The sequence below is a fragment of the Sphingomonas turrisvirgatae genome, from assembly GCF_001721295.1.
GTDB lineage: Bacteria > Pseudomonadota > Alphaproteobacteria > Sphingomonadales > Sphingomonadaceae > Sphingomonas > Sphingomonas turrisvirgatae.
On the sequence record NZ_MDDS01000025.1, the window covers coordinates 1 to 20,812 of the forward strand.

At 67.6% G+C, this 20,812-nt stretch carries 22 protein-coding genes and 2 pseudogenes; 20 read left to right on the forward strand and 4 right to left on the reverse strand.

From position 1 onward, the window contains the following. Positions 1-235 precede the first annotated feature (235 nt). On the forward strand, positions 236-589 hold the full coding sequence (locus BFL28_RS10910; protein WP_069320602.1) for a YbaN family protein: 354 nt from the start codon (positions 236-238) through the stop codon (positions 587-589). A gap of 174 nt (positions 590-763) precedes the next feature. On the opposite strand, the pseudogene BFL28_RS21450 reads toward BFL28_RS10910, so the two are convergent. Then, a pseudogene (locus BFL28_RS21450) lies at positions 764-1,018 on the reverse strand (flagellin); the annotation flags it as partial. Positions 1,019-1,291: 273 nt separating this feature from the next. Continuing rightward, positions 1,292-2,704: pseudogene (locus BFL28_RS21785) on the reverse strand (flagellin N-terminal helical domain-containing protein); the annotation flags it as partial. 259 nt (positions 2,705-2,963) lie between these two features. Between BFL28_RS21785 and BFL28_RS10920 the strand changes: the two are divergent. Genes BFL28_RS10920 through BFL28_RS11010 form a run of 19 tightly spaced genes read left to right on the forward strand, consistent with a single transcriptional unit; the run spans position 2,964 to position 19,069 of the window. Beyond that, on the forward strand, positions 2,964-4,214 hold the full coding sequence (locus BFL28_RS10920) for a sigma-54 interaction domain-containing protein (RefSeq protein WP_069320604.1): 1,251 nt from the start codon (positions 2,964-2,966) through the stop codon (positions 4,212-4,214). Further along, on the forward strand, positions 4,211-4,573 hold the full coding sequence (fliE, locus tag BFL28_RS10925; protein WP_069320605.1) for a flagellar hook-basal body complex protein FliE: 363 nt from the start codon (positions 4,211-4,213) through the stop codon (positions 4,571-4,573). Before BFL28_RS10920 ends, fliE begins: the two co-directional genes overlap by 4 nt. A 3-nt stretch (positions 4,574-4,576) precedes the next feature. Then, positions 4,577-6,229, forward strand: coding sequence for a flagellar basal-body MS-ring/collar protein FliF (gene fliF / locus BFL28_RS10930; protein ID WP_069320606.1), 1,653 nt, complete (start codon positions 4,577-4,579; stop codon positions 6,227-6,229). 1 nt (position 6,230) lies between these two features. Continuing rightward, complete coding sequence (fliG, locus tag BFL28_RS10935; protein WP_069320607.1) at positions 6,231-7,256, forward strand: flagellar motor switch protein FliG; 1,026 nt, start codon at positions 6,231-6,233, stop codon at positions 7,254-7,256. Then, positions 7,249-7,968, forward strand: a complete 720-nt coding sequence (locus tag BFL28_RS10940; protein ID WP_069320608.1) for a FliH/SctL family protein — start codon at positions 7,249-7,251, stop codon at positions 7,966-7,968. Before fliG ends, BFL28_RS10940 begins: the two co-directional genes overlap by 8 nt. Before the next feature lie 8 nt (positions 7,969-7,976). Further along, positions 7,977-9,305 (forward strand): FliI/YscN family ATPase, encoded by a 1,329-nt coding sequence (locus tag BFL28_RS10945; RefSeq protein ID WP_069320609.1) that lies wholly within the window; start codon positions 7,977-7,979, stop codon positions 9,303-9,305. A 4-nt stretch (positions 9,306-9,309) separates the two neighbouring features. Beyond that, positions 9,310-9,735 carry a hypothetical protein gene (locus BFL28_RS10950; protein ID WP_069320610.1) on the forward strand — a complete coding sequence of 142 codons (426 nt, stop codon included), beginning with the start codon at positions 9,310-9,312 and terminating at the stop codon, positions 9,733-9,735. Positions 9,736-9,783: 48 nt separating this feature from the next. Next, positions 9,784-11,394, forward strand: a complete 1,611-nt coding sequence (locus BFL28_RS10955) for a flagellar hook-length control protein FliK (protein WP_069320611.1) — start codon at positions 9,784-9,786, stop codon at positions 11,392-11,394. A gap of 20 nt (positions 11,395-11,414) precedes the next feature. Further along, positions 11,415-12,017, forward strand: a complete 603-nt coding sequence (locus BFL28_RS10960) for a flagellar basal body-associated FliL family protein (protein WP_069320612.1) — start codon at positions 11,415-11,417, stop codon at positions 12,015-12,017. Positions 12,018-12,020: 3 nt separating this feature from the next. After that, on the forward strand, positions 12,021-12,980 hold the full coding sequence (locus BFL28_RS10965; RefSeq protein ID WP_069320613.1) for a FliM/FliN family flagellar motor switch protein: 960 nt from the start codon (positions 12,021-12,023) through the stop codon (positions 12,978-12,980). After that, positions 12,977-13,267, forward strand: a complete 291-nt coding sequence (gene fliN, locus BFL28_RS10970; RefSeq protein WP_069320614.1) for a flagellar motor switch protein FliN — start codon at positions 12,977-12,979, stop codon at positions 13,265-13,267. Before BFL28_RS10965 ends, fliN begins: the two co-directional genes overlap by 4 nt. A 12-nt stretch (positions 13,268-13,279) precedes the next feature. Further along, a complete protein-coding gene (locus tag BFL28_RS10975) occupies positions 13,280-13,531 on the forward strand; it encodes a flagellar biosynthetic protein FliO (RefSeq protein WP_420911761.1) in 252 nt (83 codons plus the stop codon). Beyond that, entirely contained in the window at positions 13,528-14,346 is an 819-nt protein-coding gene (gene fliP / locus BFL28_RS10980) for a flagellar type III secretion system pore protein FliP (RefSeq protein ID WP_069320616.1), read from the forward strand. Before BFL28_RS10975 ends, fliP begins: the two co-directional genes overlap by 4 nt. Positions 14,347-14,350: 4 nt before the next feature. Next, entirely contained in the window at positions 14,351-14,620 is a 270-nt protein-coding gene (fliQ, locus tag BFL28_RS10985) for a flagellar biosynthesis protein FliQ (RefSeq protein ID WP_069320617.1), read from the forward strand. A 1-nt stretch (position 14,621) separates the two neighbouring features. Continuing rightward, positions 14,622-15,395, forward strand: coding sequence for a flagellar biosynthetic protein FliR (gene fliR / locus BFL28_RS10990; RefSeq protein WP_173655726.1), 774 nt, complete (start codon positions 14,622-14,624; stop codon positions 15,393-15,395). Beyond that, positions 15,392-16,534: an EscU/YscU/HrcU family type III secretion system export apparatus switch protein gene (locus BFL28_RS10995; RefSeq protein WP_069320618.1), complete on the forward strand. Its 1,143-nt coding sequence runs from the start codon at positions 15,392-15,394 to the stop codon at positions 16,532-16,534. The genes fliR and BFL28_RS10995 overlap by 4 nt, the downstream gene beginning before the upstream one ends. Before the next feature lie 33 nt (positions 16,535-16,567). Further along, a complete protein-coding gene (fliD, locus tag BFL28_RS11000; protein ID WP_079247077.1) occupies positions 16,568-18,031 on the forward strand; it encodes a flagellar filament capping protein FliD in 1,464 nt (487 codons plus the stop codon). 2 nt (positions 18,032-18,033) lie between these two features. Further along, positions 18,034-18,432, forward strand: coding sequence for a flagellar export chaperone FliS (fliS, locus tag BFL28_RS11005; protein ID WP_069320620.1), 399 nt, complete (start codon positions 18,034-18,036; stop codon positions 18,430-18,432). 49 nt (positions 18,433-18,481) lie between these two features. Beyond that, a complete protein-coding gene (locus BFL28_RS11010) occupies positions 18,482-19,069 on the forward strand; it encodes a response regulator (protein WP_069320621.1) in 588 nt (195 codons plus the stop codon). 21 nt (positions 19,070-19,090) lie between these two features. On the opposite strand, the gene BFL28_RS11015 is transcribed toward BFL28_RS11010, so the two are convergent. Together BFL28_RS11015 and BFL28_RS11020 are read right to left on the reverse strand one after the other, a co-directional pair. Continuing rightward, positions 19,091-20,041 carry a CorA family divalent cation transporter gene (locus BFL28_RS11015; protein ID WP_069320622.1) on the reverse strand — a complete coding sequence of 317 codons (951 nt, stop codon included), beginning with the start codon at positions 20,039-20,041 and terminating at the stop codon, positions 19,091-19,093. Continuing rightward, positions 20,038-20,811 (reverse strand): precorrin-2 dehydrogenase/sirohydrochlorin ferrochelatase family protein, encoded by a 774-nt coding sequence (locus BFL28_RS11020; protein WP_241527296.1) that lies wholly within the window; start codon positions 20,809-20,811, stop codon positions 20,038-20,040. Before BFL28_RS11020 ends, BFL28_RS11015 begins: the two co-directional genes overlap by 4 nt. Position 20,812 lies beyond the last annotated feature (1 nt).

The following is a 20,812-nucleotide window of genomic DNA, read 5'->3' on the forward strand; positions in this document are numbered from 1 at the left end:
CGTCCAGGGCCCTTGTGAGCCAGCATACCTTTGAATAACGACGCCGCAGCCCGCCAGAGGCCCCACCTCCCAGTTCGCCGGCAGCCTCAGATGTGTATAAGAGCCGCCCCCCCCCCCACAACCGTCATCCCGGCGAAAGCCGGGATCTCAGGCGGATCCATCCCCCGCACCGCTTCCGCCGCAAACCGCCAAGCTTTCGCGCGCGACAGCCGCGCCGCCATGCTACGCACGCACCGTGCCCCGCATCCTCTATCTCGCCGCCGGCTTCCTCTGCCTCGCACTGGCGGTGATCGGCGCGCTCCTGCCGGTCATGCCGACCACGGTGTTCGTGATCCTGGCCGCCTATTGCTTCACGCGCAGTTCGCCCCCGATGGAGCGCCGCCTGCTCGAACACCCCAGATTCGGTCCGCACATCCTCCGCTGGCGCGAACGCGGCGCGATCAGCCGCACCGGCAAAAAGGCGGCGACGATCGCCTTCGCGCTCAGCATCGCCATCACCCTCGCCTTCACCCCCATGCCATGGCCGCTGGTCACGCTGGCCGCCGCGGGGATCGTCGGCACATGGATCTGGACTCGACCAGAGGCATAGCGCGACGTCCCCATGTCTGGCCGCGACCTGCGTCGCTGATCCGAACGCACCCGCCGCACGCGAAAAACCCCGGCGGTCTTGCGACCACCGGGGCTTCCTCGCGTCCCTTCCCAAAGGAAAGAGTGACCGGCCGTGATGCCCTGTCAGGGGGGTGACACCCCGACCGGCACACGCTTAGCGAAGCAGCGACATGACGTTCTGCTGCGACTGGTTGGCCTGCGCCAGCATCGCGGTCGATGCCTGGCTCAGGATCTGCGCCTTGGCGAGCGCCGTCGTTTCGGCCGAGAAGTCGGCGTCCTCGATGCGGCTGCGCGCTTCGGACAGGTTGCTGGTCGTGGTGGTCAGGTTGTTGACCGTCACTTCCAGGCGGTTCTGCACCGCGCCCAGATTGCCGCGGCTGGTCGAGATCTGGTCCAGCGCCGCGTCGATCTTGGCCATCGCCGCGTTCGCTTCCTCGACCGTGGCGATCGACAGCGTCTTGGACGCGCTGCCGGCACCGGCCGTGCCGCCCTGGGTCGCCAGGCCGAGCACCGAAGTGTTGTCGCCGGTGATCTCGATCGGGCTGCCATCCTTCGACGTCAGCTTCAGCGAGCCGAATGCGGGCTGTCCGACCGTCACCGCTCCGCCGTCTGCGTCGGCCAGGCTGGCGACGCCGGTGCCTACCCCGTTGGCGATGGTGACGTTGGAGCCCGAGGTCGACGTGATCACCAGCTTGCCGTCTTCGCTCGCCGACGCCGTCACACCCGCGCTGGTGCCGGTGTTGATGTCATTGATGATCGTGTCGAGCGTCTTGTTGGTGGTCAGGTTGATGACCTTGCCGTTGACGGTCATCGTCGCAGTGCCGCTGAAGTTCGCCGGCGCGAGCGCCACGGTGACCTTGGTCTCCGCGGTCGCGGTGACGCCGGTTTCCGCCGACTTGGCGTTGATCGCCGCGGCCTTCGCGGCGGCGCTGCCATCCGACGACGCGCCGATCGACACGCCGTTGATCTTCACCTTGTCCGTGGCGGCAAACGCCGCGCTCGTCACGACCGTGCCCTTGACCCCGTCACCCGAGCTCAGGTTGAGGCCGATTGCCTGCAACTCCGTCGAACTCGCCTTGCCGCCGATCGCCAGCGCGCCGCCATCCTTGGTATTCAGCGCCACATAGCCGGCGTAGGTACCATCGGTCAGGCCCGCCTTGGTCGCGCCCGAGCTGCTGTTGGCGGTCGCCACGATGATGTCGGCGCCCGTGTCGTTGGTCAGAACGACCTTGCCGTCGACCAGCGACGCGGTCACCCCAGCCACATCGCGATTGATGTTGCTGACCAGTTCCTCGACGCTGTTGGCAGCACCAACCGAGTCATTGTTGATGACGAGGTCGCCGGCAGCCCAGCTCGTGCCCGTTGGGGCAGTGCCCTTGAGCTCGTTATACGCCTTGGCCGTGACGCCCGTCGCCGCCGAATTGGCGTTGATGGCGGCCGCGAACTTCGTCGCGTCGTCGATGTTCGACCCGGTAAGCCCGCCGCTGAATGCGTTGACGCCGTTGAAGGTCAGATCGTCGACCGCCAGGTTCGCCGCGTTGGTATAGCGGCCCGTGGTCACCTGACCCGCCGCGCCCGTGCCGGTGAGGCCGAGATCGCTGGCGCTGGTCGCGACCATTGCCATCGTGATCGTCTGGCCGGCATTGGTGCCGGTCTGCAGCTTCACTTCCTTGTGCGACCCGTCGAGCAGGTTGATGCCGTTGAAGTTGGTCGTCTTGGCGATGTCGTCGATCTGCGAGATCAGCTGCGAGACTTCGGCCTGAAGCGCGCCGCGCTCCGACGTGCCGAGCGTGCCGTTGGCCGACTGGGTCGCCAGTTCCTTCATGCGCTGCAGCATGTTGGTGACTTCGCCCAGCGCGCCTTCGGCGGTCTGCGCCAGGCTGATGCCGTCATTGGCGTTGCGGATCGCGACGCTCATCGACTTGATCTGGCTGGTCATGCGGCTCGCAATGGCGAGGCCGGCCGCGTCGTCCTTGGCGCTGTTGATGCGCTTGCCGGTCGACAGGCGCTCCATCGACGTCTGCAGGCTCGACGATGCCATCTTGGACGCGTTCGCGGCGCGGAGGCTCGCGATGTTCGTTCCGATAACAGTCATGGTGGTTCTCCGTTCAGTCTCGGCGTCCTTGCTACCCCCCCCTGAATGCGAAGGAGCTTCGAGCCGCCAATGGGGTCAAACGGCAGGGTGCGGGCTGCATTAAGCAAAAAAGTTTCGTGCCCTCGCGCACATGCGTAAGGGCGCGCGCGGCAATCTGGAGCCGGCAAGGCACGATTTTGCCGGATGGTTTACCAGTCGTTTACCATCAATGCGGCATTTGGGACGCCTGACGGAGGGAAACCTCCTTGGGGGGTTTCGAATGCAGACGATCTTTCCTTCGGCGGCGGTGCTGCGCCAGAACTACGCGCTGGTGTCGGCGCTGCGTGCGCAGGGCTTCACGATCGGCGCGGCCGACAAGGTAAAGCCGATGCCCGGCGACCTGTTCATGATCGTGGAGGGCGAAGCCCCGCCGGTCTCGTCGCGCACGCTGGTGCTGGCCGACGGCCCCGTCGCCGCCACCCCGTTCCATGACGGCAACCCCGCCCGCCTGTCCTACGGGCAGGACGACGCCGCGGTCGCCGCCGGTTTCGCCAGCGCGATGCTGCGCGGCGCCCACGCCCCCGTCGCCGCCGATCCCGAAAGCCTCGCGCTGTATGCCCTGGCCGAGCGGGTCGCCGCCGCCGACATCACGGTGCTCATCAACGGCCCGACCGGCACCGGTAAGGAAGTGCTGGCCAAGGCGATCCACATGGGCTCGACCCGCGCCGGCGGCCCGTTCATCGCGGTCAATTGCGCCGCGCTGCCCGAAACCATGCTCGAAGCGCTGCTGTTCGGTCACCAGAAGGGCGCGTTCACCGGCGCCAGCTCGGGCGGCGAGGGCTTCTTCCGCGCGGCGAACGGCGGCACCCTGCTGCTCGACGAAGTCGCCGAGATGCCGCTCGCACTCCAGGCCAAGCTGCTGCGCGCGCTTCAGGAGCGCGAAGTGGTGCCGATCGGCGCGACCACGCCGGAAAAGATCGACGTGCGGGTCATCGCCTGCGCCAACCGCGACCTTCAGGCCGAAGTCGCCGAAGGCCGCTTCCGCGCCGACTTGTACTACCGGCTCTCGGTCTTCCCGCTCTCGACCAAGTCGCTCTGCGAACGTCCGGGCGACATTGCCGCGCTCGCGTCCGCCATGGTGCTGCGCCATGCCGGCAATCGCCCGCGTCTGCCGTGGGTGACGCAACACGCGCTGGCGGTGCTTCAGTCGCACAGCTGGCCCGGCAATGTCCGCGAGCTCGAAAATGTCATCCAGCGCGCACTGCTGCTGTGCCCGGGCGATGCGATCACGGCCGACCACCTGATCTTCGATCGCGCGCCGGTCGCGCCGGTGCAACAGGCCGAAGGCACGCTCAGCAACATCGTCCAGCTCAGTGAATTCGCCGCGATCCGCGAAACGCTGGCGCAATGCGGCGGCAGCCGGATCGAGACCGCCAGGCGGCTCGGCATCTCCGAACGCACGCTGCGCTACCGCCTCGCCAAGGCGCGCGAACAGGGTGAGGATATCGCGACCCGGAGGATTAGCGCATGAGCATCGGAGCCGTAGGAGGCGCCGGCGGCATCGACCGCGTGATGCAGCTTCGCGCCCAGATCCTCGAGCGCAATGCCGCGCTCAAGAACGCGACCAGCGCGACCGCCGCGCCGGTCCAGGCACAGCAGCCGGCCGGGCCGGTCAGCTTCGCCGATACGCTGGAAACCGCCCTGAAGCAGGTCAACGGCGCGCAGAGCCGCGCCAGCGAACTGTCCGACGCCTATGAGCGCGGCGAGACGGTCGACATCGCCAAGGTGATGCTCGCCCGCCAGGAAGCCTCGGTCGGGTTCGAAGCGACGCTGCAGGTCCGCAACAAGCTGCTGACCGCCTATCGTGACATCATGAGCATGCCGGTGTAATCCATGAGCAACGCCATCGCCACCACCGAAACCCCCGCCGTCCCGGCGCTTGCGGGTGCCGCCAATCCGCTGGCTCAGGTCCGCTCGCTGCTGGCCCAGCCGGCGGTCAAGCGCAGCCTGCCACTCATCTTCATGCTCGGCCTGATCGGCGCCGCGGCGCTTGCCTGGGCGATGCTGTCGACGCCGCCGCAACGCGTGCTGTTCGCCAATCTGCCCGAAAGCGACAAGGCCGCGGTATCGCAGGCGCTCGACGCCGCGAACATCCCCAACGCGATGGACAATTCCGGCTCGATCACCGTCAACGAGGACGATTTCCACAAGGCGCGCATGCTGCTCGCCGGACAGGACCTGCCAAAGGCCGCGCCGGGCGGCTACGCCCTGCTCGACAACCTGCCGATGGGCGCCAGCCGCGCGATCGAGGGCGAACGCCTGCGCCAGGCGCGCGAAACCGAACTCGCCCGCTCGATCAGCGAAATCGACACCGTCGCGGTCGCCCGCGTGCATCTGGCGACGCCCGAAGCCACCGTGTTCGTGCGCGACAAGGCCGAACCCTCGGCCTCGGTCATCGTCACGCTCCAGCCGGGCCGCAGCCTGTCGGACGCGCAGGTCCGCTCGATCGTCAACCTCGTCGCCTCCTCCGTCCCCGGCATGAAGCCGGATGCGGTCACGATCGTCGATCAGGCCGGCGAACTGCTCAGCAAGACGGGCAGCGACAGCGCCGGCGACGCGCGCATCGACTTCCAGCGCCGCGTCGAGGACAAATACCGCCAGCAACTCGTGCAGCTGCTCACCCCGCTGCTCGGTGCCGGCAACTTCACCACCGAAGTGCAGGCCGAAGTCGATCTCGACGAAAGCCAGGCGACGCGCGAAAGCTTCGACAAGGCGAACACGGTCATGCGCGCCGAACAGGGCAGCTGGACCGGCGCACCGCGCGACGTCGCGGGCGCGCCCGGCGGCATCCCCGGCGCGCTGTCGAACCAGCCGCCGGCCGACGCCACCGTCGCTGCGCCCACGCCCGGCACGGCGCCGGCGCCCGGCGATCCGGCCACGCCCGCCGCGACGACGGCAGCCGGGGTCAAGCAGACCGACAGCTACGCGCGCAGCTACGACAATGCCAAGGAAGTCTCGGTCACCCGCGCCGCTCCGGGCAGCATCAAGCGCCTGTCGGTCGCGGTGCTGATGAAGGAAGAGCCGGGCAAGCCGCGCGGGCAGGTCGAAATCAGGCAGATCGACGAACTGGTCAAGGCCGCGGTGGGCTTCAACGCCGCCCGCCAGGATCAGGTGACCGTCGTCAGCCGCAAGTTCAGCGCCGCGACCGATGCGCCGGCGAACGGGCTGCCCTTCTACGAAACCAGCTGGTTCGCGATGGTGCTGCGCAACGTCACCGCGCTCGTCATCGCGCTGCTCGTCCTCTTCATGGGGGTCCGCCCGCTCGCCAAGGCGCTGCTCAGGAAGCGCGACGATGCCGGGCGCGGCGCAGCGCTGCCGATGGGCGGCGCCGATGGTGTTGCCCTGCCCACGCAGGTCAGCCCGGAAATGCTCGGCGCGGCGGGCGTTTCGCTCGGCGATCGCGTCGGCCTGGTGCGTGACTTCACCCGCGACAATCCCGCTCGCGCCGCGCTGGCCGTGCGCGACATGATCAAGACGGGCAATTGAGATGAACGCGCCAGCCAGCCTTCCCGCCCGCAATTTCACCGGCGTCGAACGCGCCGCCGTGCTGATGATGATCGTCGGCGACGAGGAAGCCGCCGCCATCCTGCAAAAGCTGGATCCCGACGAGGTGCGCGAACTCGGCACCGCGATGATGAACGTCGCCGATGTCAGCGAATGGGAAATGGCCCAGGTCCTCGACGATTTCACCGGCCGCGCGCAGGAGCGCAGCGCGATCCAGTTCGATCCGCGGCCCAAGGTCGAAACGGTGGTGACCAAGGCGCTGGGCCCGGAACGTGCGAGCACGGTGCTCGCGCGCATTCTGCCGCCCGAGCCCGATGAATCGATCGCCCAGCTGGCCTGGATGGACGCCGACGAGATTGCGTCGATGCTCGAGGACGAACATCCTCAGATCGCCGCCGTGCTGCTCGCGCATCTCGAGCCGGAAACCGCCGGCAAGGTGCTCGAGATGCTGCCCGAAGCGATCCAGCCGCAGGTGCTGCGCCGCGTGGCTCGCCTCGGGCCGGTGACGCCTCAGGCCATCGCCACGCTGACCGCGCTGATCGACCGCCATTCCGCGCAGCCGCGGCGCGTGGCCGGGCTGCAGATGGGCGGCACGCGTGAGGCGGCGAAGATCATGTCCTCGGTGCGCAAGGTGACCGAGCAGAAGGTGATGCCGAAACTCGCCAAGCTCGACCGCGAAGTCGCCAGGGCGATCGAAGAGGCGATGTTCGTCTTCGACAACCTGCTCGAACTCGACGACAAGAATATGGGCACGCTGCTGCGCAACATCGAAAGCGACGTGCTGGTCCGCAGCCTCAAGGGCGTGGACGAGGATGGCCGCAACCGCTTCCTCGCCTGCATGTCCAGCCGCGCCGCCGACACGATCCGCGACGAGATGGAAGCGCGCGGGCCGATGAAGATGGCCGAAGTGCTCGATGCCCAAAAGCAGATGATCGCCATCGCGCGCCAGCTGGTGAAGGACGGCACGATCACCATGCCGGGTGGCGGCGGAGACGACGATTATGTCTGAGTTCGTCGCGGGCCTTTCGGCGCGGCAGGGCACCGCCGGCATTGCCGAGGCGCTCCAGCGCGCCTTCGCGCCGCCGATCGCCTTTGCCGCCCGTGCGGTCGGCCTGCGCGACGACGCGCCGATTGTCGAGCCGCGCCATTTCAGCCCGGCCGAACCCGGCCACCGGCCGACCGAGGGCTGGGACCCGTTCGATGCAGCGCAGGACCTGACGGCCAAGCCGTTCGTCGATCCGGTCGCTGCGGCGCACGAAGCTGGCTATGCCGAAGGGTTCGCCGCCGCCCGCGCCGAGGCGGACACCGCCGCACAGGCGCACGCCGCCCTGCTCCAGCAGGTGAGCGACGCGCTGGCAAGCGGCGCGCATTTCGACCGCGAACGCATGGCCGGGCATCTGCGCCAGACCGTCCTGCATCTCGTCACGCGCATGATCGGTGAGGCCGGCGTCGCGCCCGACGTGCTTGCCGGCCGGATCGAGGCGGCGACCGACATGCTGGCGGACAGCGCCGAATCGGCGATCCTGCGGCTTCACCCCGACGACGTCGCGCTGGTCGAGGGCAAGCTGCCCAAGACGGTCTTCCCCATCGCCGATCCCGCCGTGCAGCGCGGCGGCTTCCTGATCGAAAGCGCCTCGACGATCGTCGAGGACGGCCCCGACCTGTGGCTGGAACAGCTTGCCGCCGCGATCGATCGCGTGCCGATCCCGCCCATCGTCTGAAAGCGTTCATGCTCAACAGTTTCACCTCCGATTATCTCGACGGCCTGGCATGTGGCGGCTTCAGCCCGCGGCCGATGGTCTCGGGCCGGCTGTCTTCCTATGACGGCCTGCTCATGGAAGCGGTCGGCCTGTCGCTCCCGGTCGGTACGGTCTGCGCAATCGGAACGGGCGAAAGCCGCGTCGACGCCGAAGTGATCGGCTTTCGCAACGGCAAGACGCTGATGATGAACCTCGGCGGTCCCGCTGCGCTCCTGCCCAACGCGCCGGTGCGCCCCGTCGGCCCGCCAGGCGAAGCGGAAGTCGGCGCCGCCATGCTCGGCCGCGTGGTCGATGGCGCCGGCAAGCCGATCGATGGCCTCGGACCCATTCGCGGCGCGGGCAAATGGCCGCTCGCCGGCCGTATGCAGTCGCCGCTCGACCGCGGCCGCGTGCTTCAGCCGCTCGATGTCGGCGTCCGCGCGATCAACGGCCTGCTGACCATCGGACAGGGCCAGCGCGTCGGCATCATGGCGGGATCCGGCGTCGGCAAGTCGGTGCTGCTCGGCATGATGGTGCGTGCCGCCAGGGCCGATGTCATCGTCATCGGCCTGATCGGCGAACGATCGCGTGAAGTGTCCGACTTCCTCGAGACCAAGGTCGCGGGCGAGGCGCGCGCGCGCTCGGTCGTCGTCGCCGTGCCCGCCAACCATTCGCCCGTGCTGCGCATCCGCGGCGCGCTGCGCGCCACCGCCATCGCCGAAGCCTTTCGTAACGAAGGCAAGAAGGTGCTGCTGATCATGGATTCGCTGACCCGCGTCGCGCATGCGGGCCGCGAGATCGGGCTTGCGCTGGGTGAACCGGCCTCGGCACGCGGCTATCCGCCGTCGGCGATCGCGATGCTGCCCAGCCTGCTCGAACGCGCCGGCTCCGACGTCAATACCGGCGGGTCGATCACCGGCATCTACACCGTGCTCGCCGACGGCGACGATGGCAACGATCCGGTCGTCGATTCGGCACGCTCGATTCTCGACGGCCATATCGTCCTGTCGCGCGCACTTGCCGAACGCGGCGTCTATCCAGCAATCGATCTTGGTCCATCCGTCAGCCGCGTGATGACCGACATAGCCGGCAAGCCGCACGTCAACGCCGCACGCGTGCTGCGCCGGCACCTAGCAACCTATGAGGAGAATCGCGATCTGGTGCTGATGGGCGCTTATCGCGCGGGTGCCGATACGGCGATCGATGCCGCCATTGCCTGCCATGATTCGGTGCTCGACTACATCCGTCAGGCCTATGACGAGACCGTCAGCCTGGAAGAAGCGGTGACCGAACTGGTCGGCGTATTCGGCGACGCGTGACCTGATGGCCGACAAGCATGCCAAGAAGCTCGGCCGCCTGCTGCGCGTCCGCACGCTCCAACTCGACATGACGCGAGCAGGCGAGGTCGCTGCGCGTGAGAAGGTGTCGAACGAGGAAGCCCTGCGCGCGCGCATTGCACAGCTGGCGCAAGGCGTCGCGCCGGCCCCGGCGCCCGCGCCGGGCAGCGCCACCACGCTGATCGCCGCCGCTCATTACCGCGAGCGCCTGCACCAATCGGCCGCCGCCGCCGAACGCCGTGTAGCCGAGGCACAGCGCGGCCTGGATCATGCCCGCGCCGCGACTCAGGAGGCCAAGCGCGACCAGAGCGCGATCGAGAAGTTGATCGACAGGGCGCAGACCAACGCTGCCCGCAAGGCAATGCGCGCGCTCGAAGACATGCCGGCCACGATCAAGAAGCGCTTCGACTGAAAACGGCACGATCCTTGCTGAACATAGTGGCAAAGGAGACCCGCCGACGTGCCCGACCTGCTCGCCAGCATTCAGATCACGCCCAGCCTGCCAGCGCTTGCCGCGATCGTCCCGCTCCGCGCGGCACCGGTCGCGCTGCCGGGCAGCGCCATGGTGGGACCACCCGGCATCGATTTCGGCGCGGCGCTGGTCGGACTGCTCGATCCGGCCAAGCCTCTTCAGCCATCGGACGACCGGCAAGCCGGTGCCGCGGACGGCAAGGCGTTGCCGGAGCTGGACGTCGCCGACTCGGATCCGCTGATCGCCTGGGCACCGCAGCCGCTTGGCGCGCCGCCGCCCGCGCCCACCCCTGACGCGGAGCCGACTGGCGATGCCTTGCCTTCGAGCGCACCGGTTGCGGGTTCATCGCCCGCCCCGCTCATCCCGGCCGCATCGACGGCAAGTGCGCCAGTCGCCGATCAGCCGCCGCTGGGCGTGGAAAGCGCTTCAACCGCAATGCCGCTCCGCCCCGCCGCATCTCACGCCGCCCCCACGCCGTTCACCCCGGGGTCAAGCCAGATCGCGAGCATGCAACCTGAGCCGTCTCCGCTGACACCGCCAGAGGCCCCGCCCGCGCCGATTGCTGCGGTCGATCCGGCAACCCTAGCTTCGGAAGCCGACGCTCAGCTCGACCCGATCGCCAACGACAGGTCGGTCACGCGCGAGCCGCTCGACCTGGCGAGACCGGAAGCAGGGCACTCATCCCAACCGCAGGCCGTCCTTACACCTGGTGCGCCACGGCTCGCCCCCCCGCCCAGGCCTGGGACGCCTGCTTTGCCCCCCGCCATCGCACCGGCCGTCGTTGCGCCGGCCGCTGGCGCCTCACCGATGCCAAGGCTCGCGATGGAGGTCGCGGCAACGTCAGCTGGGACCGACGCCGTGCCGCCGTCCGAGCTTGAACCGGCCAACTCGATCACCGCCCCGCTTCATGCCGATCCGGCGACAGGAGCCGATCCGGTTCGACGCTTCCATACCGTGACCCACGGCGGCGCCGCGGCGAAGGCCGACACAACCCTATGGGTCGCCTTGCAACCACAATCGCCGGTCCCTGCTGCCGTGACCAGCGGCGCGGCTGCACAGGTCTTTGCCGCCGCGCTGTCGACCGCGGGCGGCGCCGGTCCAGTCGAAGCCCGCCCGGTCGATGCCCGCATCGATGCCGCCACGCTGTTCGGCGGCCCGATCGCACTAGAGACCCGGCCGATCCCGGCCCCTGGCACGAACGCGCCGCTTGATCTGACTCGCCACGACTGGCCGGAACAGATGATCGATCGCATCGCCGCACTGCGCGATGCCGCCGAAGCGGCAGACACCCGGATCAAGCTCGCACCCGAAAATATGGGAGCGCTCGAGATTTCGCTGCGGCGTGAGGGGGATCGTGTCCACGTGCATTTCACGGCCGAGAACCCGGCCGCACGACAGCTGATCGCAGAAGCGGCACCGCGTCTCGCCGAACTTGCCGACGCGCGCGGCGTCAAGCTGGGACAGGCGACGGTCGATGGCGGCAGCCAACAGGGGTCGCAGCACGATGCCCAGCAGCGCCAGCAACCCGCACAGACCTCCAGCCACAACGGCCAGGCATCGGCGACGGCCGAGCCGCGCTCGGATGAGCGAATCGCCTGAAATCGAGAAGGAACTGAACGATGAGTGACAAGGAAGCCGCAGAAGCCGCGCCGAAGAAGAAGGGCGGCAAGAAGAAGTGGGTTTTCATCGGCGTGGGGCTGTTGGTCCTGATCGGCGGCGGGGTGGGCGGCGGCTTGTACGCGTCGAACGCCGGCCTGCTGGGCGGCGGACATGCCGAAGCTGCCGAGGCGAACGGCCCCCGTCTGGTGCCCAAGAGCGAGCAAGTGCGCGCGTCCGCAAGTGGCGAGGGCGGCGAGGGTGGAGGCGGCGGCACGCGTCCGCCGACCGGCGCCGGCGGCGACAAATATGCCTCGACCTACTATACGATGGAGAAGGAGTTCACCTCGAACCTGCGCGACAGCGTGCACTTCATCCAGGTCGGCATCGCGATCTCGACCCCCTATGACAACACGATCATCGAAAATCTGAAAACCCACGAGATGGCGGTTCGCAGCCAGGTGCTGCTGACGCTCGGCGAGACGACGGAGGACGAGGTGTTCACCGCCGCCGGCAAGGAAAAGCTGGGCAAGCGCCTCGTCGCGTCGATCAACGGCGTCCTTAAGCAAAAGGAAGGATTCGGAGGCGTCAGTAACGTTTACTTTACCAATTTCATTGTTCAGTGAGACATGGTTAACGGGGCTTCAGAAACGGCGAATGGCGCAGCAGAGCGGCGGGAACGCGCGCGCGCCGGTGCCGAACATGCCCCGGCGCTCGGCGCAGCGGCGAACATCAATCCGTTCGGCGATCTGCACGCGCTCCAGCATCTGACCGCGCGGCTGGCAAAGGCACTGAAGCCGCAGTTCGAACCCTATGTCGGCGATGGTGTGCGCTGCTGGGCCGAGCCGCTCGTCGTGCAGCGCTTTGGTGACTACAAGAGCGAACGGCCAGCTGGCCTCACCGCATGGCTTCAGCTCGCCATGGCCCCCGGTCGCGGCCGTGCGCTGATCGCCATCGACGGCAAGTTCGTGTTCGAGATGCTCGATCGCTTCTTCGGCGGCGACGGCGAAGCATCGCATCCCCTGCCTGCCGAGCTGACCGGTTCGGCCGAAACCCTGCTCATGCGGCTGGGCGCGGGGATTGCGGCGCAACTCGATCCGGCGTGGGAAATGCTCGCCCGCATTGAATTTACTTGCGTCGAGCCGGTCGCGCCCTTGTCCACGCCTCCCGAGATCGATTCCGGCGAAGCGATGGTGTTCACGCGGCTGGGTGTCGCGTCGGGCGATGCCAAGCCCCACTGGATCGACATCCTCTATCCGGTCGCGGCGCTCAAACCGCACACGCCCAGCCTGACTGCCAAGGTGATCGGCGGCGATCCCGAGCCTGAACCCGAATGGCGCAATGGCCTCACCCGCAGCGCGATGGCGTTGCGCCTGCCGGTCCGTTCCGTGCTGGCCGAGCCGCTGGTCCGCGCCTCGACGCTGATGGCGCTGAGGCCCGGCGACGTCATTCCATTGACCTTCGGCACCGACGTACCGGTGATGGTCGGCCGCCAGAAGATCGGCTTCGGCACCGTCGGCACCGCCAATGGCCGTGCCGCAATCAAGATGACCCGTTTCGAATCCATTTCGCTTGAGGACGCACGATGAACGACATGAGCGCCAGCTTTGCCGGCGACGCGGCAGTCGCCGCGAACTTCCACCTCCTTCAGGACGTGGACGTGAAGCTGACCGTCGAAATCGGCTCGACCACACTGACGCTGCGCGAACTGCTCGCGCTCGGCGAATCGAGCGTGATCGAACTCGACCGCGCCGCAGACGAGCTGCTCGACGTGTTCGTCAACGGCACGCTGATCGGCCGCGGCGAAGTCGTCACGGTCGGCGACAAGTTCGGCGTGCGCATGACCGAACTGGTCGCGCCCGAAAAGCGCGGCTGAGCCAGATCGATGATGTGGTCCTATATCCTGAAGCTGGTCGTCCTGCTGCCGCTGGTCTGCGGCCTGCTGATCGGCTGCCTGTACCTGTGGCGCAAGCTCGAGGCGCGGCTGCCGGGCAATCAGGGCGACCGCATGCTCAAGGTCAGGGAGACGATGATGGTCTCGGCCGGCACGCGCATCGCGGTGCTTGAGGTCGAGGGCAAGCGCATCCTGGTCTCGGTGAGCCGCAACGGCGTCGCGCTGATCGATCGGATCGACGCATGATTGCCTGGGCAAAGCATTTCGCGCTGGTGCTCGGCGCCCTTGCGCTTGCCCTGTTTCTGGTCGCGCCCGCGTTCGCACAGGGTGTCGCGCCGGCTGCACCGATCGCCGCGCCGGCGCCGGCGGCGACGCCGGGCATGGGCGATGCGGTCGACCGCGCGCTCGGCGACCTGGGCGGCGGTGACGCGCCGCTCTCGCTCTCGCTGCAAGTCCTCATCATCATGGGGCTGCTCTCGGTCCTGCCGGGCATTCTCCTCATGATGACCAGCTTCACGCGGATCATCATCGTGCTCTCGGTGCTGCGCCAGGCGCTCGGCCTGCAACAGACCCCGCCGAACCAGGTGCTGGTCGGCCTGTCGCTGTTCCTCTCCTTCTTCATCATGGCGCCGACGATCAGCGAGATGAACACGACTGCGATCAAGCCCTATGCCGAAGGGCGCATCGGCGCGACGCAGATGATCGAGCAGGCCGGCAAGCCGCTCCACGCCTTCATGCTCAAGCAGACGCGGGTCAAGGACATCACGATGTTCGCCAACATCGCGAAGGCGCCGCCGATCGCGAACCCGGGCGACACGCCCTTCTCGATCCTGCTGCCGGCCTTTGTCACCAGCGAACTCAAGACGGCATTCCAGATCGGCTTCCTCATCTTCCTGCCATTCATCGTCATCGATCTCATCGTCGCGACCGTGCTGATGAGCCTTGGCATGATGATGATGTCGCCGACGATCATCGCCTTACCGTTCAAGCTGCTGCTGTTCGTGCTGGTGGATGGCTGGGCGCTGACGATGGGCAGCCTTGCCTCGAGCTTCGCGAGCTAGCGCGATGGACGCCGATTATTTTATGGGTGTCGCGCGTGAGGCGCTGTGGATCCTCGCGCTCGCCTCGGCCCCGATCCTGATCCCCGCGCTGCTCTCAGGCCTGATCCTGGGCATGATCCAGGCCGCAACCTCGATCCAGGAACAAACGCTGTCGTTCGTTCCCAAGCTAATCGTGGTGGGCGTCAGCCTCGTCATCTTCGGCGGCATGATCCTGGGCCTGCTGGGCGATTTCACAACCGGCATCTTCGAACGCATTCCGGATCTGGTGAAGTAGGTTGCTCGGCTTCGGCCTCTCGATCGAACCGCAGTTGTGGGCGCTGATCTTCACCATGGTGCGGGTCGGCGCGGCATTCATCGCCGCGCCGGTGTTCGGCGCCGTGTCGGTGCCGCTCAACGTCCGCGTCGCGCTGACCGGCGCGATCGGCGTGCTGTGCATGAACGCCGCGCCGATCCAGGCACCGGGTGAGGTCTTCGCCCTTGCAACCTTCCTCGCCGTCGCGGCCGAAGTGCTGGTTGGGCTTGCGCTCGGCTTCGTGCTCCAGATCGCCTTTGCCGCGCCGCTGATCGCATCGGAAGTCATCGGGACTTCAATGGGTCTTGGCTTCGCATCGGCAATCAACCCGCAGAGCGGCGCATCGACCCCCGCGCTCGGTCAGTTCCTGACGATCCTGCTCACCTTGCTGTTCCTCGCGGTCGACGGGCACCTCATTCTAGTGGAACTGATCGTGCGCTCCTATGAGCTGCTGCCGCCGGGTGGCGCCTGGCTCGCGCCGGGCAAGCTCCAGAACATCGCCTTGTTCGGCGGCTACGCCTTCCTTGCCGGGCTGCTGCTCGCGCTTCCGGTCGGCTTCCTGCTGCTCTGCCTCAACATCATCGTCGGCATGATCTCGCGCTCGGCCCCTGCGCTCAATCTGTTCGCGATCGGCCTGCCCGCCAGCCTCGGCATGGGCGTGCTCGCGCTGCTCGTCGGCATGCCGGCGATGGGCGATTACATGCTCGTCATCCTTCGCGAGGCGCTGGACGCCACGCAGACGCTGGTGCTCGGATGAGCGAAAGCGCCGGCGAAAAGACAGAAGCCCCGACACCCAAGCGCCGGCAAAAGGCGCAGGAAGATGGCGACCTCCTCAAATCCCGCGATTTCGCCGCGGCGCTGATCATCCTGCTCGGCTGCGGTTGGATGATCCTGATGGGACCGCAACTGCTCGGCGGCATCAAGGAAGTCATGCAGGCAAGCTTCAGCTTCGGCCGCGGCGACATCGAAAGCTTCCAGCCATGGCGGCCGCTCGCCACTGCCGGGTGGAAGCTTGCCCCCTCGCTCGGCGCGCTGCTCGCCATCGCGTTCATTGGCGCCATTGCCAGCCAGGCCGCGCTCGGCTCGATCCACTTCAACGGCAAGCTGCTTCAGCCTAAGGGTAACCGCATCAACCCGGGCTCGGGCCTCAAACGGATCTTCGGCACGAACGGCTGGATCGAGCTCGGCAAGTCGCTGCTCAAGGTCGTGCTGCTCGGCGGCATCGGCGCGTGGATGCTGTGGAGTGTGTCGGATCAGACCATGGGCCTCGTCTCGTCCAACCTCACCGAAGCGGTCCGTGCGCTCGGCGACACCTTTTCGACCCTCATCCTCGTCATGGCGGGCGGGCTGCTGCTAATCGCGGGCGTGGACCTGCCGATCCAGATCGTCCGTCACATGAACCGGCTCAAGATGAGCATGCAGGAGATCAAGGACGAGCATAAGCAGACCGAAGGCTCGCCCGAAGCCAAGTCGGCACAGCGCCAGCGCCAGCGCGAGATGGCGAAGGGCGGCATGCGTCAGAAGCTTGAAACCGCGCATGTCGTGCTCACCAACCCGACCCATTTCTCGGTCGCGCTCCGCTATGACAGCGGCAAGGATCAGGTGCCGGTCGTCGTCGCCAAGGGTCGCGGCGAGATCGCGTTGGCGATCCGCGAACTCGCCGACGAGATGGCGGTGCCGCGCCTGGAGCTGCCGCCGCTTGCCCGCGCAATCTACTTCACCAGCCGCGAGAATCAGGAAATTCGCGACGATCTCTACATGGCGGTCGCGACGGTGCTGGCCTTCGTGTTCGGGCTCAATCGACAGGCCGGCGGGCAGATGCCGAACATCGCCGTGCCCGACAGCGCGCTGTTCGACGAGAATGGCGTCCAGTCAGGCCTTAAGGCGGCACGATAATGGCCGTTATCCACGATAGGGGGAAACGCAACCGTGGCCGTTGAAGCAACGACAAACAGGCCGAGCAGCGCGTCGATCGTGCAGACGCTGGGCGGCGGATCGGGTATCGATACCAGCGCGCTCGTCCAGAGCCTGGTCGATGCGCAGTTCGAGAGCCGCAACGCCGCGCTCGCCAAGCGCGAGGAGACGCTGACGGCACAGATCAGCGCCGCGGCGACTCACAAGAGCAACATCACCGGCTTTTCGACCGCGCTGTCGACGCTGTCGCGCAGCGGCAACCTGGCGACGCAACCGACCAGCTCGAACAGCGGCATCGTCAACGTGACGCGCCTTTCCGGCGCGGTGCTGACCGACGTCAATGCCCGGGTCGAGGTGCGCCAGCTCGCCGCCGCCCAGACCGCGTCGACGGCGCCGGTGACCGACAAGGCCGCACCGGTCGGCCAAGGCACGCTGACGCTGACCTTCGGCACCGCAAGCGTGGCCGATGGCGCGATGAGCGCGTTCATGCCCGGCGCCGGCGCGTCGGTCGATATCATCATCGACGCGAGCAACTCGAGCCTTCAGGGCATCGCCGCGGCAATCAACGCCAGGAATGCTGGTGTCACCGCCTCGATCCTTACCGACTCCGCCGGATCGCGCCTGGTCATCAAGGGCGGGAGCGGCGAAGCACGCGCGTTCACGCTTGAGGCAACCGAGACGCCGGGCGAAGAAGGTCTTTCCGCACTCAACATCGGTATCGGCGCCAGCGGCACCACCATCGGCAGCGCGGCCGCCGACGCCATCGTCGCGATCGACGGCGTGGCGATCAAGCGCGATTCGAACACGATCGCCGACCTGGTGCCGGGCGTGAAGCTCGATCTCGTCTCGGCGCAGATCGGCGTGCCGGTGAATATCGGCAAGACGCTGCCGACCAATGCGCTGCTGCAAGCGGTCAGCGATTTCGTGGACACGTACAACGAAGTGTTCGCGGCGCTGAACAAGGATCTCGATCCGGTGACCGGCTCGCTCAAGCAGGACATCGCCGCCAAGGCGTTGAAGCGCCAGTTGCAGCAACTGACGCTCGCCCCGCTTGCCAGCGGTGCCGGCGGCGCGCCGACCACGCTCTCGCAGATCGGCGTCCGCACCAACCGCGACGGATCCATTACCCTCGACAGCACGGCGCTCAGCCGCGCGCTGGTCAACTCGCCCGACGCGGTGGAAAAGATGTTCGCCGCACCCTCCGGAGCGGCGACCACCGGCAACGGCCTGGCCGCCGCACTCGGCGCCATCGCGGCCGAGGCTGCGAACACCACACGCGGCCTCGGTGCCAGCGAGATCAGCTATACCAAGGCTAAAAGCGACATCGCGACCGACAAGACCGATGCACTAGCCAAGGCGGACGCGCTGCGCACCCGCATGACGCGCCAGTTCGCCAGCATGGATGCCAAGGTGGCGGCCTATAAGTCGACTCAGACCTTTATCGAGAACCAGGTGAAGGCCTGGAACAGCCAGGATTGACGATGCACGCGCCGCTACGCCTGGGTGCCAATCCCGCCGCGACCTATCGCACGATCGACGCGGTCGGCCGGACCGCGGCGGCCGATCCGCACCAGTTGATCGAATTGATGTACAAGGAATGCATCGCTGCCCTGCGCGCCGCGGCATTCGCGACCGAAAAGAAGCAGGCCACGGTCAAGAGCGAGCGCATCGCCCGCGCGACGGCGATCCTGTTCGCGCTTGAATCCAATCTCGATTTCGAACGCGGCGGTGAAGTTTCGCGTACCCTGGCCACGCTCTATCACGGCCTGCGCACGCAAATCGTTCAGGCCAGCATCGGCGGCGATCCCACCCCGTTCCGCGCGGTCGCCGATGATCTGGAAGAAATCGCCGGCGCTTGGAGCCAGGCTCGCGCGGCCTAGCTTTGCCGTCGTTAACCCTATCGTGACGCGCCGCTGCGATGTTGCATACATGACTGTCCCCAGCTTCTCGCCCCTCGCGGACCTGCGCCGGCGCGCCATGCGCAGCGTGCTGGTCGTGGACGACAGCCGCACCAACCTCAACGTCATCGGACAGCGGCTGGGCCAGCGCGGCTATATGGTGGTGCTGTGCGACAATGGATGCGAGGCGCTCGACCTGCTGGGCGGGCGCGGCTTCGACCTCGTTCTGCTCGACCGGGTGATGCCCGGCCTTTCGGGGCTTGAGGTGCTGGTCGAGTTACGCGGCGCGCCCGACACGGCTGACCTGCCCGTCATCATGATCACCGCACAGACTGACAGCGCCAGCGCCATCGAAGCGCTCGAATGCGGTGCCGACGACTATATCGACAAGCCGTTCGACTTCGACGTGCTGTTCGCCCGGATCGAGCGTACGCTCAGCCGCGCTGCGCGGCTGGCCGAACTCAAGCGCTCGGTTGCGGCGATGGATGCACGCGTCGCAGCGCGCGCGATCGAGCTTGGCGAGGCCAGGACCGAACTTGCGATCACCCGCGCCGACCGCGCGCGGCTGGTATCGTCGATCCAGTCCCTGAACGAACAGGTCGAACGGCTCAGCCGTTGAACCGGCCAGCCGGCACAGCCATCAGCGGAACCAGTGGCGCCTGACGAAGTAGATCGCGACCCCCGCCGCGACTGCCAGGCTGAACCCCGTGATGACCCAGAATGATCCGGGGTGGTGTGCGTAGGGGATGCCATCGACGTTCATCCCGAACAGGCCGGTGATGAAGGTGAGCGGCAAGAAGACCATCGCCGCCACCGCGATCAGCAGCGAACGCTGGTCGATCAACTCAGCGCGAAGGTCGGTCAGCGTCTCGTGGATCAGCGCGGCGCGTTCGCGGATCGCTTCCAGTTCCTCCGCCATACGCGCGGCGCGGTCGGCGGCGGCGGCGATATGCAGCCGGTCATCGTCGTGCAGCCAGCGCACCGGCAGGGCGGCCAGGTTCTCCAATGCGATCCGCTGTGGATACAGGAAGCGACGATAGCCGATCGCGGTGCGTCGGTCGGCGTTGACCTTGCGCCGCAGCTCGAAGGCGTTGCGCGCATCGAGCCGTTCCTCGCACGCGTCGAGCGAGTCGCCCAGATCGGCGACTTCGGGGTCGAGCTGCCGGGTGATCGCATCGGCCAGCGAGGCGATCAGATCGCCGGCGTCGCGCACCTTGCCCGACGTCATCGCCGCGCGCGTGACGTCAATCGCGTCGAGATGCAGCCGTGTCACGGAAATCACGCGCTCGCCATCGACGAACAGCCGCACCGACGCGAGCGGGTCCGATATCTGCATCGCCGCCCGCGTCTTGCCACGCAGGTTGAGCACGGCGCCGCCATCCACCTGGTCGCAGCGCGGCCGAGTCTCCAACGCGGTCAGCGCATCGATCACGAACGGCGCCAGCCTTGCGGTGTCGCGCAGCCATGTCTGAACGTGATCGTCGCGGTTGGTAAGGTGGATCCACACGAAGCCGCGCCGTACACGCGTTGCCTCTTCGGGCGTCGCTTCGCGCGTGCCGCTGCGCGCGACGACATAGGCAAAGCCGCTCATGCGCCCATCGCCACGTCGACGGTCAGGCCCGGCAGATCGCGCGGGGGCGCGGTGCAGGGCATGCGCTCCGCATCGGCGCGCGCCCGATCCAGGATGGCGCGCGGCACGTCCGGGCGATGGGTCACGCGGTCGGCCTGTGCCAGTGCACGTGCTTGGCGTAGCGTCAGGTCATCAGGATCGGTCGAGCGCAGGAGGATCGAAACCAGCGCCCCCGCTTCGGTCCCGCCGCTGCTCAGCCACCGCGCGACCGCGTCGTCGGGTTGTTCGGTCAGGGGGTCCAGTGGGCCGGCCAGCGCCGCACCGAGCGCGCGACGCCGCGCCGCGCTGTCGGGCCAGCGCGCCCGCAGGGCATCGCGGGCGCTCGCCAGCGCATCGGCCAATTGCCCCAGCGAAGCGGGCAGCACGGCTTCCAGCCGCTGGCGCAGTGCCGCCGCCAGTCCCGCGGATGCACCCCCGGTGCCGATCGCGATCGTCACCGGCTGCCGCTCCACAATCGCGGGCAAGGTGAAGTCGCACAAATCGGGACGGTCGGCGACATTGACGAGCAGGCCGCGCGCCTTCAGCCGCGCGGCTACCGGCTCGGGAGTATCGCACGCCACCAGCGCAAGCCGCGGGCCTTGCGCCTCGCTCGTTGCGTCCGTCTCGTCCAGCACGACCGCGCCGGCGCGTTCCAGCAGGCGGCGCTTCGCATCCGCGGCGGCGCCTTCGCCGACCAGAATCACCGGCCGCCCATCGACGCGAACGAAGATGGGCAGGCCGGATCGTTTCACG